This window comes from Massilia sp. BHUDP2 (genome assembly GCF_046236355.1).
Classification (GTDB): Bacteria; Pseudomonadota; Gammaproteobacteria; order Burkholderiales; family Burkholderiaceae_D; genus Telluria; species Telluria varians.
Genome location: NZ_JBJUVW010000002.1, coordinates 961033 through 980000 on the forward strand (window position 1 = coordinate 961033; position 18968 = coordinate 980000).

The 18968-nt window shown below is 67.0% G+C and carries 18 protein-coding genes and 1 riboswitch; of the genes, 6 read left to right on the forward strand and 12 right to left on the reverse strand.

Annotated features, from left to right (window positions below; genetic code table 11):
* Window positions 1-386 precede the first annotated feature (386 nt).
* Window positions 387-1139, forward strand: coding sequence for a transglycosylase SLT domain-containing protein (locus ACK6C6_RS14960; protein WP_307188130.1), 753 nt, complete (start codon window positions 387-389; stop codon window positions 1137-1139).
* 183 nt (window positions 1140-1322) lie between these two features.
* On the opposite strand, the gene nusB is transcribed toward ACK6C6_RS14960, so the two are convergent.
* From nusB to ribBA, 3 genes are all read right to left on the reverse strand, one after another.
* Window positions 1323-1793 (reverse strand): transcription antitermination factor NusB, encoded by a 471-nt coding sequence (nusB, locus tag ACK6C6_RS14965; protein WP_036216485.1) that lies wholly within the window; start codon window positions 1791-1793, stop codon window positions 1323-1325.
* 18 nt (window positions 1794-1811) lie between these two features.
* Complete coding sequence (gene ribH / locus ACK6C6_RS14970; protein WP_036245112.1) at window positions 1812-2291, reverse strand: 6,7-dimethyl-8-ribityllumazine synthase; 480 nt, start codon at window positions 2289-2291, stop codon at window positions 1812-1814.
* Window positions 2292-2356: 65 nt separating this feature from the next.
* Window positions 2357-3463: a bifunctional 3,4-dihydroxy-2-butanone-4-phosphate synthase/GTP cyclohydrolase II gene (gene ribBA, locus ACK6C6_RS14975; protein ID WP_409267945.1), complete on the reverse strand. Its 1107-nt coding sequence runs from the start codon at window positions 3461-3463 to the stop codon at window positions 2357-2359.
* Between the two features lie 354 nt (window positions 3464-3817).
* Here ribBA and ACK6C6_RS14980 point away from each other — a divergent pair, with 354 nt between their 5' ends.
* Together ACK6C6_RS14980 and ACK6C6_RS14985 are read left to right on the forward strand one after the other, a co-directional pair.
* Window positions 3818-6493, forward strand: coding sequence for an EAL domain-containing protein (locus ACK6C6_RS14980; protein ID WP_409267946.1), 2676 nt, complete (start codon window positions 3818-3820; stop codon window positions 6491-6493).
* 92 nt (window positions 6494-6585) lie between these two features.
* On the forward strand, window positions 6586-9501 hold the full coding sequence (locus ACK6C6_RS14985) for a M16 family metallopeptidase (protein ID WP_409267947.1): 2916 nt from the start codon (window positions 6586-6588) through the stop codon (window positions 9499-9501).
* A gap of 1 nt (window position 9502) precedes the next feature.
* On the opposite strand, the gene ACK6C6_RS14990 is transcribed toward ACK6C6_RS14985, so the two are convergent.
* The 9 genes from ACK6C6_RS14990 to glyA form a co-directional block, all read right to left on the reverse strand.
* Window positions 9503-10129, reverse strand: a complete 627-nt coding sequence (locus ACK6C6_RS14990; protein WP_409267948.1) for a riboflavin synthase — start codon at window positions 10127-10129, stop codon at window positions 9503-9505.
* 5 nt (window positions 10130-10134) lie between these two features.
* Entirely contained in the window at window positions 10135-11223 is a 1089-nt protein-coding gene (gene ribD, locus ACK6C6_RS14995; RefSeq protein ID WP_409268293.1) for a bifunctional diaminohydroxyphosphoribosylaminopyrimidine deaminase/5-amino-6-(5-phosphoribosylamino)uracil reductase RibD, read from the reverse strand.
* Window positions 11224-11301: 78 nt separating this feature from the next.
* Window positions 11302-11871, reverse strand: coding sequence for a GspH/FimT family protein (locus ACK6C6_RS15000; protein WP_409267949.1), 570 nt, complete (start codon window positions 11869-11871; stop codon window positions 11302-11304).
* Complete coding sequence (locus ACK6C6_RS15005; RefSeq protein WP_409267950.1) at window positions 11868-12317, reverse strand: type IV pilin protein; 450 nt, start codon at window positions 12315-12317, stop codon at window positions 11868-11870. The genes ACK6C6_RS15000 and ACK6C6_RS15005 overlap by 4 nt, the downstream gene beginning before the upstream one ends.
* Window positions 12317-13033, reverse strand: coding sequence for a pilus assembly protein (locus ACK6C6_RS15010; protein ID WP_409267951.1), 717 nt, complete (start codon window positions 13031-13033; stop codon window positions 12317-12319). The genes ACK6C6_RS15005 and ACK6C6_RS15010 overlap by 1 nt, the downstream gene beginning before the upstream one ends.
* A gap of 5 nt (window positions 13034-13038) precedes the next feature.
* Window positions 13039-13941 (reverse strand): PilW family protein, encoded by a 903-nt coding sequence (locus ACK6C6_RS15015; RefSeq protein ID WP_409267952.1) that lies wholly within the window; start codon window positions 13939-13941, stop codon window positions 13039-13041.
* A gap of 26 nt (window positions 13942-13967) precedes the next feature.
* Window positions 13968-14483, reverse strand: a complete 516-nt coding sequence (pilV, locus tag ACK6C6_RS15020) for a type IV pilus modification protein PilV (RefSeq protein WP_409267953.1) — start codon at window positions 14481-14483, stop codon at window positions 13968-13970.
* A gap of 141 nt (window positions 14484-14624) precedes the next feature.
* The gene (gene nrdR, locus ACK6C6_RS15025; RefSeq protein ID WP_027866181.1) at window positions 14625-15083 is read right to left on the reverse strand and encodes a transcriptional regulator NrdR; all 459 of its coding nucleotides are present in this window, start codon (window positions 15081-15083) and stop codon (window positions 14625-14627) included.
* A 47-nt stretch (window positions 15084-15130) separates the two neighbouring features.
* Entirely contained in the window at window positions 15131-16378 is a 1248-nt protein-coding gene (glyA, locus tag ACK6C6_RS15030) for a serine hydroxymethyltransferase (protein WP_409267955.1), read from the reverse strand.
* Between the two features lie 95 nt (window positions 16379-16473).
* Window positions 16474-16590: riboswitch (ZMP/ZTP riboswitch) on the reverse strand.
* Between the two features lie 134 nt (window positions 16591-16724).
* Between glyA and ACK6C6_RS15035 the strand changes: the two genes are divergently transcribed.
* From ACK6C6_RS15035 to tolQ, 3 genes are all read left to right on the forward strand, one after another.
* On the forward strand, window positions 16725-17471 hold the full coding sequence (locus ACK6C6_RS15035; RefSeq protein ID WP_409267956.1) for an SDR family oxidoreductase: 747 nt from the start codon (window positions 16725-16727) through the stop codon (window positions 17469-17471).
* 347 nt (window positions 17472-17818) lie between these two features.
* A complete protein-coding gene (gene ybgC, locus ACK6C6_RS15040; RefSeq protein ID WP_209588675.1) occupies window positions 17819-18223 on the forward strand; it encodes a tol-pal system-associated acyl-CoA thioesterase in 405 nt (134 codons plus the stop codon).
* Window positions 18224-18268: 45 nt separating this feature from the next.
* Window positions 18269-18952 carry a protein TolQ gene (gene tolQ / locus ACK6C6_RS15045; protein ID WP_036216452.1) on the forward strand — a complete coding sequence of 228 codons (684 nt, stop codon included), beginning with the start codon at window positions 18269-18271 and terminating at the stop codon, window positions 18950-18952.
* The last annotated feature ends 16 nt before the right edge of the window (window positions 18953-18968 follow it).

Sequence of the window (18968 nt, forward strand, 5' to 3'; positions counted from 1 at the left end):
TTTTGAGGAGTGTTTTCACTGGGCGTCTGCCCAATCCCCCGAGACAGTTGTTGAGCCACTGGTTCCACCCGCACGGGTTTCAAAGCAGCCAGCTGTAGCAAAGCAATGACGGCGTTAGTCGGCCGCAAGGCGGCGACCTACGATATTTCTGATGCACGGCATTCAGTAACCCGACGCAGCGCACATCTCCCTAGAGACGCTGTGACAGGGCTGCTTTTCGCCGCGACAAGGGGAATTCGATGATCAATCGTTTCATCACGAGCGCAAGGCTCGTGCAAACCATGGCCAGCCAGCCAGTCACGTGGTCTTCCGTGAGCAAAACGGCACGCGGTGTACTGAATACCGCACGCAACACCCTGACCGTTTTTGGTCTTTCGGCAATCGCAATGCTTGCGCTGCTCTATACCAACGAAGACGTCGCCAAGCGCGTCTCGGACATGCTGCATCCGGAACCTGAAGTCGTGGTCGTGGCCAAGGCCGCACCGGCGCCGGTTGTCGCCGACGTCGCCGAAGCCGTCGAAACCACCCATGCCAGTGCCCAGCACCTCGGCAACAGCAAGCAGCAGCAATGGGTCACCTCCTGGCTGAGCAAGCGCTACCGCGTCGCCAGCGACGCCGCCAACATGCTGGTCTCGACCGCCTACATGACGGCGCACGAGGTCAAGCTGGATCCGCTCCTGATCCTGGCCGTGATGGCGATCGAATCGGGCCTGAACCCGTTCGCCGAGAGCCCGATGGGCGCCAAGGGCCTGATGCAGGTCATGGCCAAGGTCCATCACGACAAGTTCGAACAAGTGGGCGGCCAGCAGGCGGCCCTGAATCCGGTCGCCAACATCAAGGTGGGCGCCCTGATCCTGAAGGATTACGTCAAGCGTACCGGTTCGGTCGAAGGCGGCCTGAAGACCTACGTCGGCGCGGCCGACCTGGAAACCGATTCCGGCTATGGCGCCAAGGTGCTGGCCGAATACAAGAAGCTCAAGCAGGTTGCCAAGGGCCACAAGGTCCCGACCACCAATCCGCGTCCGCTGCCGGCTACCACGCTGGTCAAGCAGGCTCCCGCCGCCACCCCGACCGAAACGCCGGCCGCGGCGCCGGCGAAGGCCGAGAACCATGGTTCGGAAGCGCTGGCGACCCTGTAATCCTGCGCAAGACACTCCTCACCGGCCACCGCTCGCGGTGGCTTTTTTGTGCGTCGTAGCGCACATCGGCCAGGATCGTGCGCGCTTGAATGGGATTGTGCTTATCCCGAAACAGCGCAAATAGAAAAAGCCACCGGGCATCGCCACGGTGGCTTTCTCTTTCTATATATAGAAGACCTGCGATCAGCGGCGCGCGTCCGCTCCCACCTCGTCAGGACGCAGGGTCGAGGCCAGCTTGTCCAGCACGCCGTTGACGTACTTGTGGCCATCGATGCCGCCGAAGGACTTGGTCAGCTCGACCGCTTCGTTGATGACGACGCGGTACGGGATTTCCGGATGGTTCTTCAGCTCGTAGGCGCCCAGCAGCAGCACGCCGTGCTCGATCGGCGACAGCTCGGCCACGCCGCGGTCGATCAGCGGTGCGATGACTTCGCGCAGCTCGACCGAGGTGGCGATGGTGCCGTTCAGCAGTTCGCTGAAGAATTCGCCGTCGGCCTTGTCGAAGCCGTGGGCGCCGCGGATGTTGGTGACGACCGTGCGGGCCGGTTCATTGTTGAGCAGCCATTGGTACAGGCCCTGCAGCGCGAACTCGCGCGCGCGGTGGCGCGGCGTGCGGTTCTTGCTCGGGTTGGCGTGCGTGGTCTTGTCGGTCATATACTTCCTTCCTTATTCTTACTCTTCCTCGGCCTGCAACTCTTCGAGTGCGAACAGCAGGTTCGACATCTCGACCGCGACGCGCGCCGCATCGGCGCCCTTCTCGGCCATGCGGGCTTCGGCCTGCTCGTCGTTTTCGGTGGTGAGGATGGCGTTGGCGATCGGCATGCCGTAGTCCAGGCCGATGCGGGTGATGCCCGCGCCCGATTCGTTCGATACCAGTTCGAAGTGGTAGGTCTCGCCGCGGATCACCGCGCCCAGCGCGATCAGCGCGTCGAACTGCTGGGTCTCGGCCATCTTCTGCAGCGCCAGCGGCACTTCCAGCGCACCCGGCACCGTGATGTGGAGGATATCCTCGTCGGCCACGCCCAGGCGCTTCAGTTCGGCCAGGCAGGACGACAGCAGGCCGTGGCCGATGTCGGCGTTGAATCGTGCCTGCACGATGCCGATGCGCAGGCCTTCACCCGCCAGATTGCTTTCAAAAGTTCCTACCGTCATGGCTGACCTCTTCTTCTCGATTGGTATGTATATAGTAGTGTGATTTTATGTCCGGACGCGCCGCATCACGCGCTGGGCTGCGGCAGGTAGCCGGTGACTTCCAGGTCGAAGCCGGTCATCGACGGCATCTTGCGCGGGTTGGCCAGCAGCTGCATCTTGCCGACGCCGAGGTTGCGCAGGATCTGGGCGCCGATGCCGTAGGTGCGCAGGTCCATCGAGGCCGCGCGGGCGCTGCGGGCGCTGGTGTCGCGCGGGGCGAACTGGGCGAACAGCTGGTCCGCGGTCTCGCCGCAGTTCAGCAGCACGATGGCGCCCGAATCGCCGCCCTTGATCGCCTTCATGGCCGAGGCCAGGTCCCAGGAGTGGGTCGAGGCGCAGTCGCCCAGTACGTCGAGGATCGACACCGGCTGGTGCACGCGCACCAGCGCTTCCTTGTCGCGCGCTAGTATCCCGTGCACCAGCGCCAGGTGGGCCGCGCCGCTCGGCTTGTCGCGGTAGGCGACCAGCTTGAACTCGCCGTACGGGGTGCTCAAGGGGCGCTCGGCCACGCGCTCGACCAGGCTTTCGTTCTGGCTACGGTAATGGATCAGGTCGGCGATGGTGCCGATCTTCAGCTTGTGCTCCCGGGCGAACTCGATCAGGTCCGGCAGGCGCGCCATGGTGCCGTCTTCCTTGATGATCTCGCAGATCACCGAGGCCGGGGTCAGGCCGGCCATCTCGGTCAGGTCGCAGCCGGCCTCGGTATGGCCGGCGCGCATCAGGACGCCGCCCTTCTGGGCGCGCAGCGGGAAGATGTGGCCCGGCTGGACCAGGTCGTCCGGCGTCGTGCCCTTGTTCACGGCCACCTGGATGGTGCGCGCGCGGTCGGCCGCGGAAATGCCGGTGGTCACGCCCTCGGCCGCTTCGATCGACACCGTGAAATTGGTGCCGAAGGAGGTCCCGTTCTTCGACGTCATCATCGGCAGCGCCAGTTCGTCGCAGCGCTCTTCGGTCAGGGTCAGGCAGACCAGGCCGCGCGCATGGCGGATCATGAAATTGATCGCTTCCGGAGTGACGAAATCGGCGGCAAGCACCAGGTCGCCCTCGTTCTCGCGGTCTTCTTCGTCGACAAGAATGACCATGCGCCCGGCGCGCAATTCGGCAACGATTTCCTCGGTGCTGGAGATAGACATACGGATTCCTTGAAACGGATTTTGCACAATCCGCTATTTTAAAGGATTTACCGCCTTTCAACCGAAGCACTGGCGATCCTCTTCAACACAACACTGTGAGTTCGTCAACTTACGTTGCCATCAAGCAACATGCAACAATGTGTGTATTTTCATGCGGTGAGAATTGCTAAGCTAATTTTCCGACACGCAACAAAGAGCGTGTTCAAGCACGACTCGATTATGATAAAAACATTGCGGCCGCATGTGCCGCCGAGGCCTTTCCCCGGCGCCACACGGCCATCTCCTGGAGTAGACATGGCGGTCGTTCCGCATTCGTTCAGTTGCAGCCTGCTTTCGCAAGAAAGGCAGGACTGAATGGCTACGATCCTGATCGTCGACGACCGGCCGAGCAACCGCGCCTTCCTGAATGCCCTGCTCGGCTTCACCGGCCACCGCCTGCTGGAGGCGGAAGACGGCGCCGAGGCGCTGGCGCTGGCGCGCACCCAGTGTCCCGACCTGATCATTACCGACATCCTGATGCCGGTCATGGACGGCTATGAGCTGGTCCAGCAATTGCGCCAGGATCCCGACCTGCGCGGCATCCGCGTGATCTTCTTCTCCGCGGTGTATGCCGAGCGCGAGACCAAGGCGATGGCGGCGCGCAGCGGCGTCGCCACCGTCCTGCCCAAGCCGGCCGACCCGCAGCAGATCCTCGACGCCATCAACCTCGAGCTGGGCGTGGTCGAAGGCGCCCCGCCGCTGCCGCTGCCGGAACCGGCGCCGGAGCGCGAGCGCGCCCTGCCCTTCGACCTGGGCGCGCGCCTGGCCGAGCTGGAGCGCATGTGCCTGGCCCTGATCGGCGAACGCCGCGTCGAGACCCTGGCCGCATCCTTCCTGGACGCCGCACGGCGCGTGCTGCATGCCGATTTTGCCGCGCTGTGCCTGCTCGACCGGGGCGAACGCGGCGTGCGCCACCTCGACACCTGGTCGCTGGCGCCCGAACTGCTCGCCTCGCACGCGCTGGACGAGGGCCGGCTGCCCGGCATGCTGCTGCGTGCCAGGGCGCCGCTACGACTGGCGCAAGGCGATCCCCTGCTGGGCGGCATGCCGTCCTGCCATCCTCCCATGGGCAGCTTCCTCGGCTTGCAGGTGCACGACCTGCAGCATCCGCACGGCTGGCTGTACTGCGCACGCCGCCCGGGCGCCCCAAGCTTCACCGACGAGGAGGAGCGCTGGGCGACCGCGCTGGCCGCCCAGCTCGCGGTGGCCTATGAAAACCTGAACCTGTACGACGTGGTGCAGCGCCACGCCACCCAGCTGCAGCTGGAAGCCCTGGCGCGCGCCGACGCCGACAAGGCCCTGCGCGAGAGCGAGCACCGGCTCGAGCTGGCGCGCCAGGTCTTCGACAGCACCCAGGAAGGAATCCTGATGACCGATGCCGAGGCACGCATCGTCGCCATCAACCCGGCTTTCGAGCAGATCACCGGTTACCGCGAATCCGAGATACTGGACCGGAACCCGCGCATCCTGCGCTCGGGCCGGCACGACGCCTCCTTCTACCGCGACATGTGGCACTGCCTGGAACAGGAAGGCCAGTGGCGCGGCGAAATCTGGAACCGCCGCAAGAACGGCGAGATCTACCCGGAACGCCTCAGCATCAGCGCCGTGCGCGATGAATCCGGCAAGCTGACCGCCTACGTCTCGGTCTCCACCGACCTGTCGGCGCTGAAGGCGGCGCACCACCAGCTCGACTTCCTGTCCAACCACGACGCCCTCACGCTGCTGCCGAACCGCTCGCTGTTCAATGACCGCCTGCAGCAGGCAATGGCCGCCGCGCGCCTGGGCGACGGCCAGCTCGCAGTGCTGCTATTTAACGTCGACCGCCTCTCGCGCATCAACGACAGCCTGGGCCATGCGGCGGGCGACGCCGTGCTGCGCGAGGTGGCGCGCCGGGTCGGCCAGATCGCCGGCCCGACCGACACCCTGGCGCGCCTGTCCGGCGACGAATTCGTCCTGCTGCTCACCAACTGCAAGGACAACGACGACATCATCCTGGCCGCGCGCCGCCTGATCGAGGCCATCGCCCAGCCGCACGCGGTGGGCGAGCACGACGTGGTGGTCACCGGCAGCGTCGGCATCAGCATCTTCCCGCGCGACGGCAACGCGCCGGGCGACCTGCTCAAGGCCGCCGACGCCGCGCTCACCGAGATGAAGGGCGCGGGACGCAACGGCTTCCGTTTCTTCAAGGGCGAAATGAACGCCCAGGCGCTGCGCTGGCTGGCGCTGGAGACGCGCCTGCGGCGCGCGATCGAGCGCGACGAACTGGCCCTGCACTACCAGCCCCAGGTCTCGCGCATCGACGGCAGCGTGGTCGGCATGGAAGCCCTGCTGCGCTGGCGCAGCGAGGAGATCGGCACGGTCTCCCCGGCCGACTTCATCCCGCTGGCCGAGGACACGGGCCTGATCCACCCGATCGGCGAATGGGTGATCCGCCAGGCCTGCCTCCAGAACAAGGCCTGGCAAAACGCCGGCCTGCCGCCGGTGCGGGTGGCCGTCAACGTCTCGGCCAACCAGTTCAAGTCCGGCTCGGTGAGCACGGTCGTGCGCAAGGCCCTGGCAGAGAGCGGCCTGGCGCCGCGCTACCTGGAGGTAGAGCTGACCGAAAGCGTGATGCTCGGGGACAGCAGCGTGGCCGAGACCGAGATGGCCGAGCTGCGCGCCCTGGGCGTGTCGCTGTCGCTGGACGATTTCGGCACCGGCTACTCCTCGCTCGGCTACCTGTCGCGCTTCCCGCTCGACAAGCTGAAGATCGACCAGACGTTTGTGCGCAACATCACCAGCGAGCAGCGCAGCGCGGCCATCGCCCAGGCCACCATCGCGCTGGCCCAGGGCCTGTCGCTGTCGGTCGTGGCCGAGGGCGTGGAGACGATCGGGCAGCGCGACTTCCTGGGCCTGATCGGCTGCGACGTGATGCAGGGCTACCTGTACAGCCGCCCGGTGCCGGCGCACGAGATGGCCGCGCTGCTGGCCAAGGGGCGCGTGGCGGTGTGAGATGCCCGGTTTGATATGCATATACGACTGTGCAACAGTTTCCGGGGGTGTGCGCGGTAGAATGCGTGCTCATCCCTAGAACTGGATCCCCGATGAGCAAGAATTTCATGCGCGGTCTGTGCGTGGCCGCGCTGCTCTGTGCGCAGGCGCTGGCCGGCCATGCCGCCGCGGCTTCCGCGAAGCCCGCCGCCAAGGCCAGTGCCGGTGCAGCGGCGCCGCTGCGCCTGGACGCCCCGATCCCGGTCGGCCCGCAGGTCAAGGTGGGCAAGCTCGCCAACGGCCTGAGCTATTACATCCAGCGCAATGCCCGCCCCGAGCGCAAGCTCGAGCTGCGCCTGGTGGTCAAGGCCGGCTCCATCCTCGAAGACGAGGACCAGCGCGGCATGGCCCATTTCGTGGAGCACATGGCCTTCAACGGCTCGACCAACTTCCACAAGCATGAGCTGGTGTCCTACCTGCAGTCGATCGGCGTCGGCTACGGGGCCGACCTGAACGCCTATACCTCGTTCGACGAGACTGTCTACATCCTGCCGATCCCCACCGACAAGCCCGAGCACGTGGCGAAAGCCTTCCAGGTGCTGGAAGACTGGGCCCATGGCCTGCGCTTCGACCTTGATGCGATCGAGAAGGAACGCGGCATCGTGCTGGAAGAGCTGCGCCTCGGCAAAGGCGCCTCGGACCGGATGAGCAAGCAGATCATGCCGGCGATCTTCAACGGTTCGAAGTATGCCGAGCGCCTGCCGATCGGCACCGAAGAGGTGCTGCGCAGCTTCAAGCCGGACGCCCTGACCCGTTTCTACCGCGACTGGTACCGCCCCGACCTGATGGCGGTGGTGGCGGTCGGCGATATCGATCCGCTGCAGGCCGAACAGCTGGTGAAGAAGCATTTCGCCCACTTGAAGAACCCGGTGCCGGCGCGTCCGCGCGCCTATGCCGAGATCCCGGCGCGCCAGGCCACCCAGGCCCTGGTGGTCACCGACAATGAGGCCACCGGCAATGCGGTGCTGATCCGCTACCCGGTCCAGCCGGTGGTCGAAGCCGGCACCATCCGCGCCTACCGCGACGACCTGGTGCAATCGCTGTTCTCCGCCATGCTCAACCAGCGCCTGCAGGAACTGTCGCAGCTGCCGGAGCCGCCCTTCATGGGCGCCAGCAGCTCGCTCGGCAAGCTGACGCCGCGCTACCGCTCGTACAACGCCTCGGCCGCACTGGGACCGCGCGGCGCCGAAGCCGCGCTCACCGCCCTGGTCGAGGAAAACGAGCGCGCACGCCGCTACGGTTTCGGCGCGGCGGAACTGGAGCGGGTCAAGAAGAGCCTGATGCGCAACTACGAGCAGGCCTGGAACGAGCGCGCCAAGAGCGATTCCGGCACCTATGCCGCCGAATACATTCGCAACTTCCTGCAGCAGGAAGCGATCCCCGGCATCGACGCCGAATACCGCTACGTCAAGGAGCTGCTGCCCGGGATCACCCTCGACGAGGTCAATGCCTACGCGCGGCGCACCATTCCGGCCGACTCGGGCAAGCTGGTGCTGTACACCGGCGTGACCCGTCCCGACACCCCGAAAGGCGCGCAGCTGCTGGCGGCGGTGGCCGGCGCCGAGCGCGCCGAGCTCCTTCCGCACGACGAGAAGGCGGTGGCGGCGCGCCTGATGGAGCGCCCGCCCAAGCCCGGCAGCATCGTGGCCGAGTCGCATGACAAGGCGCTCGGCCTGACCCGCTTGAGCCTGTCGAACGGGGTCAAGGTGATCCTCAAGCCGACCGATTTCCGCAACGACCAGGTCTTGATGAGCGCCGCCCGCTTCGGCGGCCAGAGCCTGTTCGGCGACCAGGACATCCTGAATGCGCGTTTCGCGAATGCGATCGTGGCCAGCATGGGCGTGAAGGACTTCACCCCGCTCGACATGCGCAAGATCCTGGCGGGCAAGGCGGCCCAGGTGAACGTCGGCCTGGCCAACTACACCGACGTGGTGGTGGGCGCCTCGGGCGCGACCGACATCGAGACCATGCTGCAGCTGACCTGGCTGAAGTTCCAGGGGGTGCGGCGCGACGAAGACCTGTTCCGCTCCTACGTCGGCAAGCAGGTCGAGCAGGCGCGCAACCAGACCGCGCAGCCCGGCGCGCGCTTCGGCGACGCGGTGATGGCGGCGCTGTACAACATGCACCCGCGCGCGCCGCGCACCCTGAAGGCCGAGGAATACGAGCAGATCGACCTGGATCGCAGCATCGACATCTTCCGCCAGCGCTTTTCCAGCGCCCGCGACCTGACCTTCATCCTGGTCGGCAGCTTCGACGTGGCCGCCCTCAAGCCGCTGCTGGCGACCTATCTCGGCAGCCTGCCGACACCCGAGCTCACGGTGGCCTACCGCGACGTCGGCCTGCGTCCGGCGACGGGCGTGGTCAAGCGCGAGGTGCGCAGCGGCTCCGAGCCGAAGAGCACGGTGTCGCTGACCTTCACCGGCAAGGCCGAGTTCAGCGAAGATGAACAGCTGCGCCTGGCGGCGCTGCTCGAGGTGCTCAACCTGCGCATCATCGACGTGCTGCGCGAAAAGATGGCGCTGATCTACGGCGGCGGCGCTTCAGGCGTGCTGAGCAAGATCCCGTACGGGAATTACTCGATCGGCGTCACGCTGCCGACCGGGCCCGAGAATGTGGACAAGGTGATCGCGACGACCTTCGCCGAAATCGCGCGCCTGCAGGCCGAGGGGCCGGACATGGCCGACCTCGACAAGGTGAAGCGCAACTGGATCCAGAACCACCGCGGCTCGCTGCGCGAGAACGGCTACTGGCTGTCGCACCTGCAGTCGGCGCTGAGCGAAGGCACCGACCCGGGCGCGATCCTGGAGGTCGAGAAGCAGGTGCAGGCGATTACAGGCGAGGAGATCCGCGCTGCGGCGCGGCGCTACTTCAACCAGCAGAACTACGTGCAGGTGGTGCTCAATCCCGAACAACAGGCCGCGACGGCGGTGGCGGCCTCCGGCGCCAACAGCGCGGCGCCGGGCGGCTGAATCAGCCCCTGGCCGACAGCATGCGCTCCACGTAGCGCGCGATCAGGTCGATCTCGAGGTTCACCTTCGACCCGGCCTTCAGGTGCTTGAGGGTGGTGACCTCGATCGTGTGGGGGATCAGGTTGATCGAGAAGCGGCACATCTTGCCCGCCTCGCCTTCGACATCCTCGACCCGGTTGACGGTCAGCGAGACGCCGTTGACCACCACCGAACCCTTGTAGGCCAGGAATTTGGCCAGCTCGGCCGGGGCGTCGATCACCAGTTCGCGCGACTCGCCCACGGGCTCGAAGCTGTGCACCGTGCCCAGCCCGTCCACGTGGCCGGAAACCAGGTGGCCGCCCAGGCGCTCGGCCAGGGTCAGCGCCTTTTCCAGGTTGACTTCGCCGGGTGCTTCGAGGCCCACGGTCTTGCTCAGGCTTTCGCGCGAGACGTCCACGGTGAAGGCCTGGTCGGTCTTGGCGACCACGGTCATGCAGGCGCCATTGATGGCGATCGAGTCGCCCAGCGCGACGTCCGCCAGGCCCAGCGGGCCGGCATCGACTTCCAGGCGCACGCCCGCGAACGAGCCGCCCTCCAACGGGGTGACCGACGTGATGTTGCCGACGGCGGCGACGATTCCAGTAAACATACGGTTTATTCCTTCGTAGTGATGTCAGGTTGGGCGAAGCGGGCCAGGATGCGGATGTCCTCGCCGACCCGCGCCAGGTCGTGGAAGCGCAGCCGGCGCTGGTCGCTAAGCTTCGCCAGCGGCGACAGCGCGAACATGCCCTGCCCCGGCCCGATCAGGCTCGGGGCCAGGTAAACCAGCAGTTCGTCGACGCAGCCTTCGCGCACCATCGACGCATTCAATTTCGAACCGGCTTCCACGTGCACTTCGTTGATCTCGCGCCGGCCGAGCTCGCGCATCAGGGCCGGCAGGTCGACCTTGCCCGTCGCATTCGGCAGCAGGATGACTTCATGGCCGGCCGCGCGCAGCAGCGCCGCCTTTTCTGGTGCCTCGAGGGCTGCGACGATCCAGCACGGCTCTCCCTGCAGGATGCGCGCGCCGAGGTCGATCTCGAGCCGGCTGTCGACGATCACGCGGCGCGGCGGCAAGGGGGTGTCGATGCCGCGCACGGTCAGCTGCGGGTCGTCGGCCTTGACCGTGCCGATGCCGGTCAGGATCGCCTGCGCGCGGGCGCGCCAGGCGTGGCCGTCGGCGCGGGCTTCCGGGCCGGTGATCCACTGGCTTTCGCCATCGGCCAGCGCGGTGGCGCCGTCCAGGCTGGCGGCGACCTTCAGGCGCACCCAGGGCAGGCCGCGCCGCATGCGCGAGAAGAAGCCGATGTTCAGCTCATGGGCCTGTTCGGCCAGGATACCCGAGGTGACGGCGATGCCGGCCGCCTCCAGCTGGGCCAGGCCGCGGCCGGCGACCAGCGGATTCGGGTCGAGCATGGCGGCCACCACGCGCTTGATTCCTGCCTGCACCAGCGCGTTCGAGCACGGCGGCGTGCGCCCGTAATGGCTGCAGGGCTCCAGCGTGACGTAGGCGGTGGCGCCGGCCACGTCGTGGCCGCGCTGGCGCGCGTCGCGCATCGCCTCGATCTCGGCATGCGCCTGCCCGGCGGGCTGGGTGTGGCCGGCGCCGATCACGACGCCGTCGCGCACGATCACGCAGCCGACCCGGGGATTCGGCGCCGTAATCAACATGCCTTTCGCCGCCCAGGCCAGGGCCAGCGCCATGCCGTCGGTATCGTTGTGAATCTGTGCCGTATCGTTTGCCAAGGTATTCCGTTCCGCTATCAAGCCCGCAGCCGGGAGTTAGGGCGGCGCCTGGGCGCCGTCGCAGCCATCGTCGCGCGCCGGGTTGCACTGCCGTACGCGTCCGAGCATGTTGATTTTAATACGCCGGGTGTGCCCACCGTGGAACATGGACAGCGTGCCGAGCCGCGACGCGCCGCCGTTGCTGTCGCTGCAGCTGCGTCCGGCGCCATTGTAGGCGATGTACTGGGGCGGCGCTGACTGGGTGAAGGAAAAGTCGATCCTCAGCCCTTGCGGCAGCGGCCCGTGGACCGCCAGTATCTCGTCGCCGATTCCCGGCTGGCGGTCGCCGTCGCGGTCGATGAAGACGGTCCAGCCGCGCGTCCAGTCGGCCCCGGCCGGGTCGCGCGGCACCAGCTTGACCTGTTCGTTGCGGGCGATCGCCTGCGCCCGCGTATGCAGGATGGCGTCATGCAGTTCGCCGGCCGCCGCCCTGATCTGCTGGGAAGCCAGCAAGGCGTGCAAGTCCGGCGCGGCGACCGCGAAGGCCACGGCGGCGATGGCCAGCACCACGGCGAGCTCGGCCAGGGTGGCGCCCTCGGCGGCGCGGCTCTGGACGGGGCCGCTCATGGCCAGCAGCGCGGCCCGCTGCCGCTCGCGCCCTGTGCACCGGTGCTGTCCAGACGCAGCTCACCGCAGTCGGGATCGCTGAAGCCGGTGTCGACGTTCGCGGTGCCCGGCCGGGCGCGCAGCGCGATGCACTGACTGATCGCCTGCCCTTCGCAGGCGCGCCCGTCGAGCTCGTAGGCGCTGTCCTGCGGACGCGAACCCAGCCACCAGCGGAACTGGCGGCTGTCCGCATCCGTGGAGGCGACCGAGAACGCCACATAGGTATGGTGCAGGGCGCGATACTGTTCCTGGCGCTGCATGGCATCGACCAGCGCCAGCTGGGCCTCGACCCGGCGCGCCTTGACCACGTGGCGCGCATACCCCGGGTAGGCGATCGCGGCGAGGATCGAGACGATCGCCAGCACGACCAGCAGCTCCACCAGCGTGAACCCACGACAGCGCTTCATCACCCCTCCGTTCCCGCCGCCACGGCCTCGTGCCAGTTGCCGATCTCGCGCCAGCCAACCCGGATGCCGGGTCCGCCCGCCGTGCCCGGCAAGGCGGGCGGCGCGGGCGCCGGCGCTTGCGGGTCTGATTCTTCTGCCGGACCGGCCGGCAGCTTGCGGTAATAGGCCTGCAGCGCCACCTGGGTGGTCGCCACGCTGCCGAAGCCGAGCGCACTCACCCGGTACAGCAGCGCGCCGCCCGCTGCCGGCATCCGTTCGATCAGGTAGCGCGGCGCCTGGCTTGGCAGCGCTCCCTCTCCCACGGGAAGCAGCGCGCCGGTGAAGGTCCCGAGCGGGACCGCCGGGCCGTCGTCGTCCGCCAGCAGGGCGAATACCGCGCGCGCGTCCGGCGCGTGCTCGCACAGGCCGTCATAGGGCCTGCCGCCGCCGCAGCCGGGGGCGAACACGGCCGGGGTGGCCTGCGCCAGCGCGGCGGCGCGCGCCGAGCCCGGATCCGCGCCGCCTTCGATGTCGTGCTCGGCATCCGCCAGCGCGGCCATCGCGGCCTGCAGCGCCAGCAGCCGGTCGCGCTCATGGCCGGCGGCGCGCGCGCCGCTGATCGCCGTGCGCGCCGCCGCAATGCTGCTCAACAGCACGGCGAGCATCAGCAGCAGCGCCGTGAGCAGCGCGACGCCATGCTGGGCGGCGCGGCATGGCGGGTGGACGGAGGTGCGCATCGGCCTCAGCGCACCCGCGCAGGCAAGGCGATCGTGGTGCCGAACACCTTGCGGTAGCGCGGCCCGTCGTCTTCGGACAGGGCGGTCTCGTGCAGGCGCGTGCCGGCATCCATGCCGGCGAGCGCGCCATAGTCGCGCCCGAACAAGTCGTACACCAGCTCGCGTGCCGAGGCGAGCCGGCTGGCCGGCCCGCGCAGCAACAGGGCCACGCGCACGCTGGCGATCTTCTTCCAGTGGGTGCGCCGGCGCAGGTCGGCGTCGCGCTCGGCGGGGGTGCTGCCCACCAATACCAGGCCCGCGTCCAGCCCGGCCAGCGCGCTGGCGTTCAGGTAGCGCTCGGGCGTGCCGTCGGCGTCGCCATCGAGCCCGTACAGCACCTGGAAGCTGTCGACGGCGCCCACCACCGCATCCGCCGACCAGGCGCTGGCGCCGCGGTACTTGCAGCGCAGCTCGGTGTCGCCCTGGGCATTGCGGGCGACGTAGAAGATGCTCCAGCCTTCCTCGTTGCGGTGCACGGCGAAGCCGGCGCAATCGAGGCTGGTGCCGTCGCCGTTGGGCGGCGCACCGGTGCCGGGGAAGCGGATCGCCAGCACGTCGCTGCCGTTGATGGCGTCGACCGGCGCATTGTCGATGCCGAAGCCAGTCTGGCTGACCCGGCGGGCATCGAGCCCGGACAGGCGTGCCGGCGCGTCCGGCTCCGGTCCGCTGCTGTGCTCCTCCCAGTCGGCCGCCGCCGACTGGCGCACGGCGCGCGCGACCGCCTCCAGCGCGTAGCGTCCGGCATCGTCCATCGCAGCCGTCTCCACCTGCGCGGCGAAGGCGCGGTTGGCCCAGATGAACAGGCTGGCGGCGGCCAGCAGCACGCCCAGGCCGACGACCATGGCGACCAGCAGTTCGGGCATCGTCATCCCCCGCTCCCGGTGTGCGCGGCGCATCATCGGAGCACCCCCACGTAGCCGGGCGCATCGCCGCTACCCTGCCAGCCCAGCTTGACGACCGGCAGGGCGTCCGCATTGCCGTCGCAGCTCCAGCGCGGGCGTCCATCGGCGCTGTCCCAGGGCGAGCTGTCGCGGCACACCGCGATGCGGCCGCGCGGGAATTGCGCATGCACCGCCTGGCGGATTTCATGCAGGTCGAACTCGGCCAGCTGGGCCGGCGTGCAGGCGGCGTCGAAGCAGCTGGCGCCGGCCACGGGCGGGCCGCTCCCTGCGTCGTAGGACAAGGCCAGGTAGGGATTGGCGCCGTCGGGCAGGCTTGCCAGCGCGGGATTGACCTGCATGCGCGCCGACAGCGAGGCTGCCAGCTGGGCCGCCTCTGACATCAGCGCCGACTGCTGGCGGGTGCGTTCGGCGCTGAGCTGGGTGGCGCCCGCGCCGACGATGCCGACCGCCAGCACGAACAATGCGACCAGCACCTCGGCCAGCGTGAAACCATGAGCCTTCCCCTGCACGGCGCCCTCCCCTCGTTAGCCTGCGCAAGCAGCCAGCGCTTGCGAGCTGCGAAGTTATCAGGCGTGGCGGGGCCAGCCGTGAGCTGGCGCAATCGGGTTTGGGGAACTGCCGGGCTTAGGTGGCGGCGTTTGCTACAGCGCTTATTTGCGGGGCTGGCCGACTTCGGCGATCGCCTCCTGGAACTCGGCCAGGTCTTCGAAATTCTTGTACACCGAGGCGAAGCGGATGTAGGCGATCTTGTCGAGGCGCTTGAGTTCCTGCATCACCAGCTCGCCGACGTAGCCGGTGTCCACCTCGCGCAAGCCGCTGGTCAGGAGCTTTTCCTCGATGGTGGCGACCGCGGTGTCGATGGCCTCGGCCGCGACCGGGCGCTTGCGTAGCGCCAGCATCAGGCTGCCGCGCAGCTTGTTCGACGAGAACTCGGTGCGGCTGCCGTTCTTCTTGACGATGATCGGCATCGACAATTCGATGCGCTCGTAGGTGGTGAAGCGCTTGTCGCACTTCGCGCAGCGCCGGCGCCGGCGGATGGCGTCCCCCTCCTCGGACACGCGGGTGTCGAGGACCTGGGTATCTTCATGCTGGCAGAACGGACATTTCATGGGCGCCGGGGATTCAAAAAGGGCCGCAGCGAGCGGCCCTGGGTTGCTTACTTCGCGTAGACCGGATACTTGTCGGTCAGCTGCTTCACTTCCGCCTTGACGCGCTCGATGGTAGCCGCGTCGTGCGGGTTGTCCAGCACGTCGGCGATCAGGTGGCCGACCTTGACCGCGTCTTCTTCCTTGAAGCCGCGGGTGGTGAAAGCCGGGCTGCCCAGGCGGATGCCCGAGGTGACGAAAGGCTTCTGCGGGTCGTTCGGGATGCCGTTCTTGTTGCAGGTCATGTGTGCCTGGCCCAGGATCGCTTCCGCTTCCTTGCCGGTCAGGCCTTTCGAACGCAGGTCGACCAGCATCACGTGCGACTCGGTGCGGCCCGAGACGATGCGCAGGCCGCGCTCGGTCAGGGTATTGGCCAGGGCGCTGGCGTTCTTGACCACCTGCTTCTGGTATTCCTTGAACTCCGGCGACAGCGCTTCCTTGAAGGCGACCGCTTTACCGGCGATGACGTGCATCAGCGGACCACCCTGGATGCCCGGGAAAATCGCCGAGTTGATCTGCTTTTCGTACTCGGCCTTCATCAGGATGATGCCGCCGCGCGGGCCGCGCAGCGATTTGTGGGTGGTCGAGGTGACGAAGTCGGCGTGCGGCACCGGGTTCGGGTACTCGCCCGCGGCGATCAGGCCGGCGTAGTGGGCCATGTCGACCATGAAGTAGGCGCCGACTTCCTTGGCGATGCGGGCGAAGCGCTCGAAGTCGATGCGCAGGGCGAAAGCGGAAGCGCCGGCGATGATCATCTTCGGCTTGTGCTCGCGGGCCAGGCGTTCCATGGCCTCGTAGTCGATGTCTTCCTGCTCGGTCAGGCCGTAGGAAACGACGTTGAACCATTTGCCCGACATGTTCAGGGCCATGCCGTGGGTCAGGTGGCCGCCTTCGGCCAGCGACATGCCCATGATGGTGTCGCCTGGCTTGAGCATGGCGAAGAACACGCCCTGGTTGGCCTGCGAGCCCGAGTTCGGCTGCACGTTAGCGGCTTCGGCGCCGAACAGCTGCTTCAGGCGGTCGATTGCCAGCTGCTCGGCGACGTCGACGTATTCGCAGCCGCCGTAGTAGCGCTTGCCTGGATAGCCTTCGGCGTATTTATTGGTCAGCTGCGAGCCCTGCGCTTCCATCACCGCCGGCGAGGTGTAGTTCTCCGAAGCGATCAGTTCGATGTGGTCTTGCTGGCGAAGGTTTTCCTTCTGGATGGCATCCCACAGTTCCGGGTCGACATTGGCAAGCGTATGATCTTTTGCAAACATGTAAAACTCCAATCGAGAGAAATACCAGACAACGGCAGCGCAGTGCGGGCAGCGGGACCAGCGGCGCAAGGCAGCCCGATACGACACGTACCAGTTGTGGCTGCCCAGGCGAACGGCGAGTTGGCGTCTCAGGTTCCCCGGTGGGTCTCCACCTTTGCCGTGGCCGCTTCAGGATGCGGGCGCACGGTGTTTCGCCAGTTACGTGAGACGTGAATTCAGCTGATTGTATGTGATCCGGGCCTCTTAGGGCAAGGAAACTGCTGTCGTCTTAACAAGCTCGGGGCGGCCAGCGGGATGCTGGCCATTTCGGCTACAATTTTCAGCTCCTTTGCCCTCAGGACCTACCATGATCGTCTTTATCACCGGCGCTTCGGCCGGCTTCGGCGCCGCGATGGCGCGCATTTTCGTCCAGAACGGCCACCGCGCCATCCTCGCCGCGCGCCGCACCGAGCGCGTCGAAGAGCTGGCGCGCGAACTGGGCGACAGCGCCCTGGCGGTCACGCTGGACGTCACCAGCCGCGCCTCGATCGAGGCCGCTTTGAGCAGCCTGCCGGAAGGCTGGCGCGACATCGACGTGCTCATCAACAATGCGGGCCTGGCGCTGAACACCAAGCCGGCGCACGAGGTGCCGCTGGAAGACTGGGACACCATGATCGCCACCAACTGCCAGGGCCTGGTGACCATGACCCGCGCCGTGCTCCCCAGCATGGTGGCGCGCGGCAGCGGCCTGGTCATCAACCTGGGCTCGGTGGCGGGCCACTACCCCTACCCGGGCGGCAACGTGTACGGCGCCACCAAGGCCTTCGTGGAACAGTTCACCCTGAACCTGCGGGCCGACCTGGTCGGCACCGGCGTGCGCGCCACCAACCTGGCGCCGGGACTGTGCGGCGGCACCGAGTTCTCGAACGTGCGCTTCAAGGGCGACGACGCGGCCGCGGCCAAGGTGTACGAAGGCACGACGCCCCTGAGCGCCGAGGACATCGCCGCCACGGCCTACTGGATCGCGACCCTGCCGCCGCACATGAACGTGAACAGCATCGAACTGATGCCGACCTGCCAGGGCTTCTCGCCCTTCGCCATCAAGCGCACTTAAGTAGCGTCTCGTTTTCGTAGGGTGGGCAAGTTTCTTGCCCACGCGGACCACCACCCTTCCACACCGATTGGCGACGGCGCCGCCGACAATCACCGCGTGGGCGGGAGACCCGCCCACGCTACGATCGATACGCTCGATATTGCTCGTATGTATCGGGCGCTCGGCAATTGTGAGAAAGTGTTACAGTTATTGGCCTTTCGGCTATGTTTCACGTCTACTATTACGCGCCGACATTGCCTTACCGATAGGCACGCCCGACCATTTCCTTCCTATATGTTCGCAAACGTACATAAGGAGGGTAAAAATCGCGTAAAATGTTTCCTATTTTCATTTAAATGGCAGGGGAAATGCCTTCAGCTTTTGACTGGACAGTCAGGGTCTATTACGAAGATACCGACGCCGGTGGCATCGTGTTTTACGCCAATTACCTGAAGTTCTTTGAACGTGCGCGCACCGAATGGCTGCGCGCGGCAGGCGTCGGCCAGCAGGAATTGCTGGAGGCCGAGGGCGCCGCCTTCGTCGTCAAAAGCGCTTCCCTAGACTACCATGCGCCGGCGCGCCTGGACGACGTGCTGACCATTCGCACCACGGTCGAAAAGCTCGGCCGCGCATCGGTCCAGTTCGCCCAGCAGGCCTGGAAGGGCGAGCTGCTGCTCACCAGCGCCAGCGTCAAGGTCGGCTGCGTCGACACCGCCACCATGCGCCCGCGTTCGCTTCCCGAGCAGGCTGCTGATAAAATGCGCGCCGCGTAGGCGCATGTTCATTTGACAAGATATTAGACAACAGACTTCCACCCGATGACCGAGACTCCAGACCTTTCGTTGACCGCCCTGATCTCCAATGCCCACGTGCTGGTGCAGCTGATCATGGCCCTGTTGCTGATCCTCTCGATCGTCAGCTGGACTTATATCTTCCGCAAGACTTTCGCCCTGCGCGCCGCGCGCAGCCAGACCGAGCAGTTCGAGCGCAGCTTCTGGGCCGGCGGCAACCTGCACACCCTGCACCAGAGCGCCAGCGCCCAGCGCGACCAGAGCGGTCCGCTGGCCCGCATCTTCGAGTCGGGCATGGGCGAATTCATCAAGGGCAAGCAGGCCGCGCGCGACATGAACGACATGGGTCCGGTACTGGACGGCTCGCGCCGCGCCATGCGCGCCGCCTTCCAGCGCGAACTCGACGCCCTCGACATCCACCTGAACTTCCTGGCCTCGGTCGGCTCGGTCTCCCCCTACATCGGCCTGCTCGGCACCGTGTGGGGCATCATGAACGCCTTCCGCGGCCTGGCCAACGTGCAGCAGGCCACCCTGGCCGTGGTCGCCCCCGGCATCGCCGAAGCGCTGATCGCCACCGCGATCGGCCTGTTCGCCGCGATTCCGGCGGTGGTGGCGTACAACCGCTTCACCCACGACATCGATCGCCTGGCGATCCGCTTCGAGAGCTTCGTCGAAGAATTCTCGAACATCCTGCAGCGCCAGGCGCGCTGATCGACGGAGGACCGGG

Bases quoted from the DNA above. Each gene is read 5' to 3' on its own strand.
- ACK6C6_RS15000 (WP_409267949.1), bottom strand. From the start codon at position 11,871: ATGAGCGGCCCCGTCCAGAGCCGCGCCGCCGAGGGCGCCACCCTGGCC.
- nusB (WP_036216485.1), bottom strand. From the start codon at position 1,793: ATGACCGACAAGACCACGCACGCCAACCCGAGCAAGAACCGCACGCCG.
- ACK6C6_RS15035 (WP_409267956.1), top strand. From the start codon at position 16,725: ATGATCGTCTTTATCACCGGCGCTTCGGCCGGCTTCGGCGCCGCGATG.
- ribD (WP_409268293.1), bottom strand. From the start codon at position 11,223: ATGGCGCTGGCCCTGGCCTGGGCGGCGAAAGGCATGTTGATTACGGCG.
- ribBA (WP_409267945.1), bottom strand. From the start codon at position 3,463: ATGTCTATCTCCAGCACCGAGGAAATCGTTGCCGAATTGCGCGCCGGG.
- ACK6C6_RS15010 (WP_409267951.1), bottom strand. From the start codon at position 13,033: ATGCGCACCTCCGTCCACCCGCCATGCCGCGCCGCCCAGCATGGCGTC.
- ribH (WP_036245112.1), bottom strand. From the start codon at position 2,291: ATGACGGTAGGAACTTTTGAAAGCAATCTGGCGGGTGAAGGCCTGCGC.
- ACK6C6_RS14980 (WP_409267946.1), top strand. From the start codon at position 3,818: ATGGCTACGATCCTGATCGTCGACGACCGGCCGAGCAACCGCGCCTTC.
- glyA (WP_409267955.1), bottom strand. From the start codon at position 16,378: ATGTTTGCAAAAGATCATACGCTTGCCAATGTCGACCCGGAACTGTGG.
- ACK6C6_RS14990 (WP_409267948.1), bottom strand. From the start codon at position 10,129: ATGTTTACTGGAATCGTCGCCGCCGTCGGCAACATCACGTCGGTCACC.
- ACK6C6_RS14960 (WP_307188130.1), top strand. From the start codon at position 387: ATGCTTGCGCTGCTCTATACCAACGAAGACGTCGCCAAGCGCGTCTCG.
- ACK6C6_RS14985 (WP_409267947.1), top strand. From the start codon at position 6,586: ATGAGCAAGAATTTCATGCGCGGTCTGTGCGTGGCCGCGCTGCTCTGT.
- tolQ (WP_036216452.1), top strand. From the start codon at position 18,269: ATGACCGAGACTCCAGACCTTTCGTTGACCGCCCTGATCTCCAATGCC.
- nrdR (WP_027866181.1), bottom strand. From the start codon at position 15,083: ATGAAATGTCCGTTCTGCCAGCATGAAGATACCCAGGTCCTCGACACC.
- ybgC (WP_209588675.1), top strand. From the start codon at position 17,819: ATGCCTTCAGCTTTTGACTGGACAGTCAGGGTCTATTACGAAGATACC.
- ACK6C6_RS15015 (WP_409267952.1), bottom strand. From the start codon at position 13,941: ATGACGATGCCCGAACTGCTGGTCGCCATGGTCGTCGGCCTGGGCGTG.
- ACK6C6_RS15005 (WP_409267950.1), bottom strand. From the start codon at position 12,317: ATGAAGCGCTGTCGTGGGTTCACGCTGGTGGAGCTGCTGGTCGTGCTG.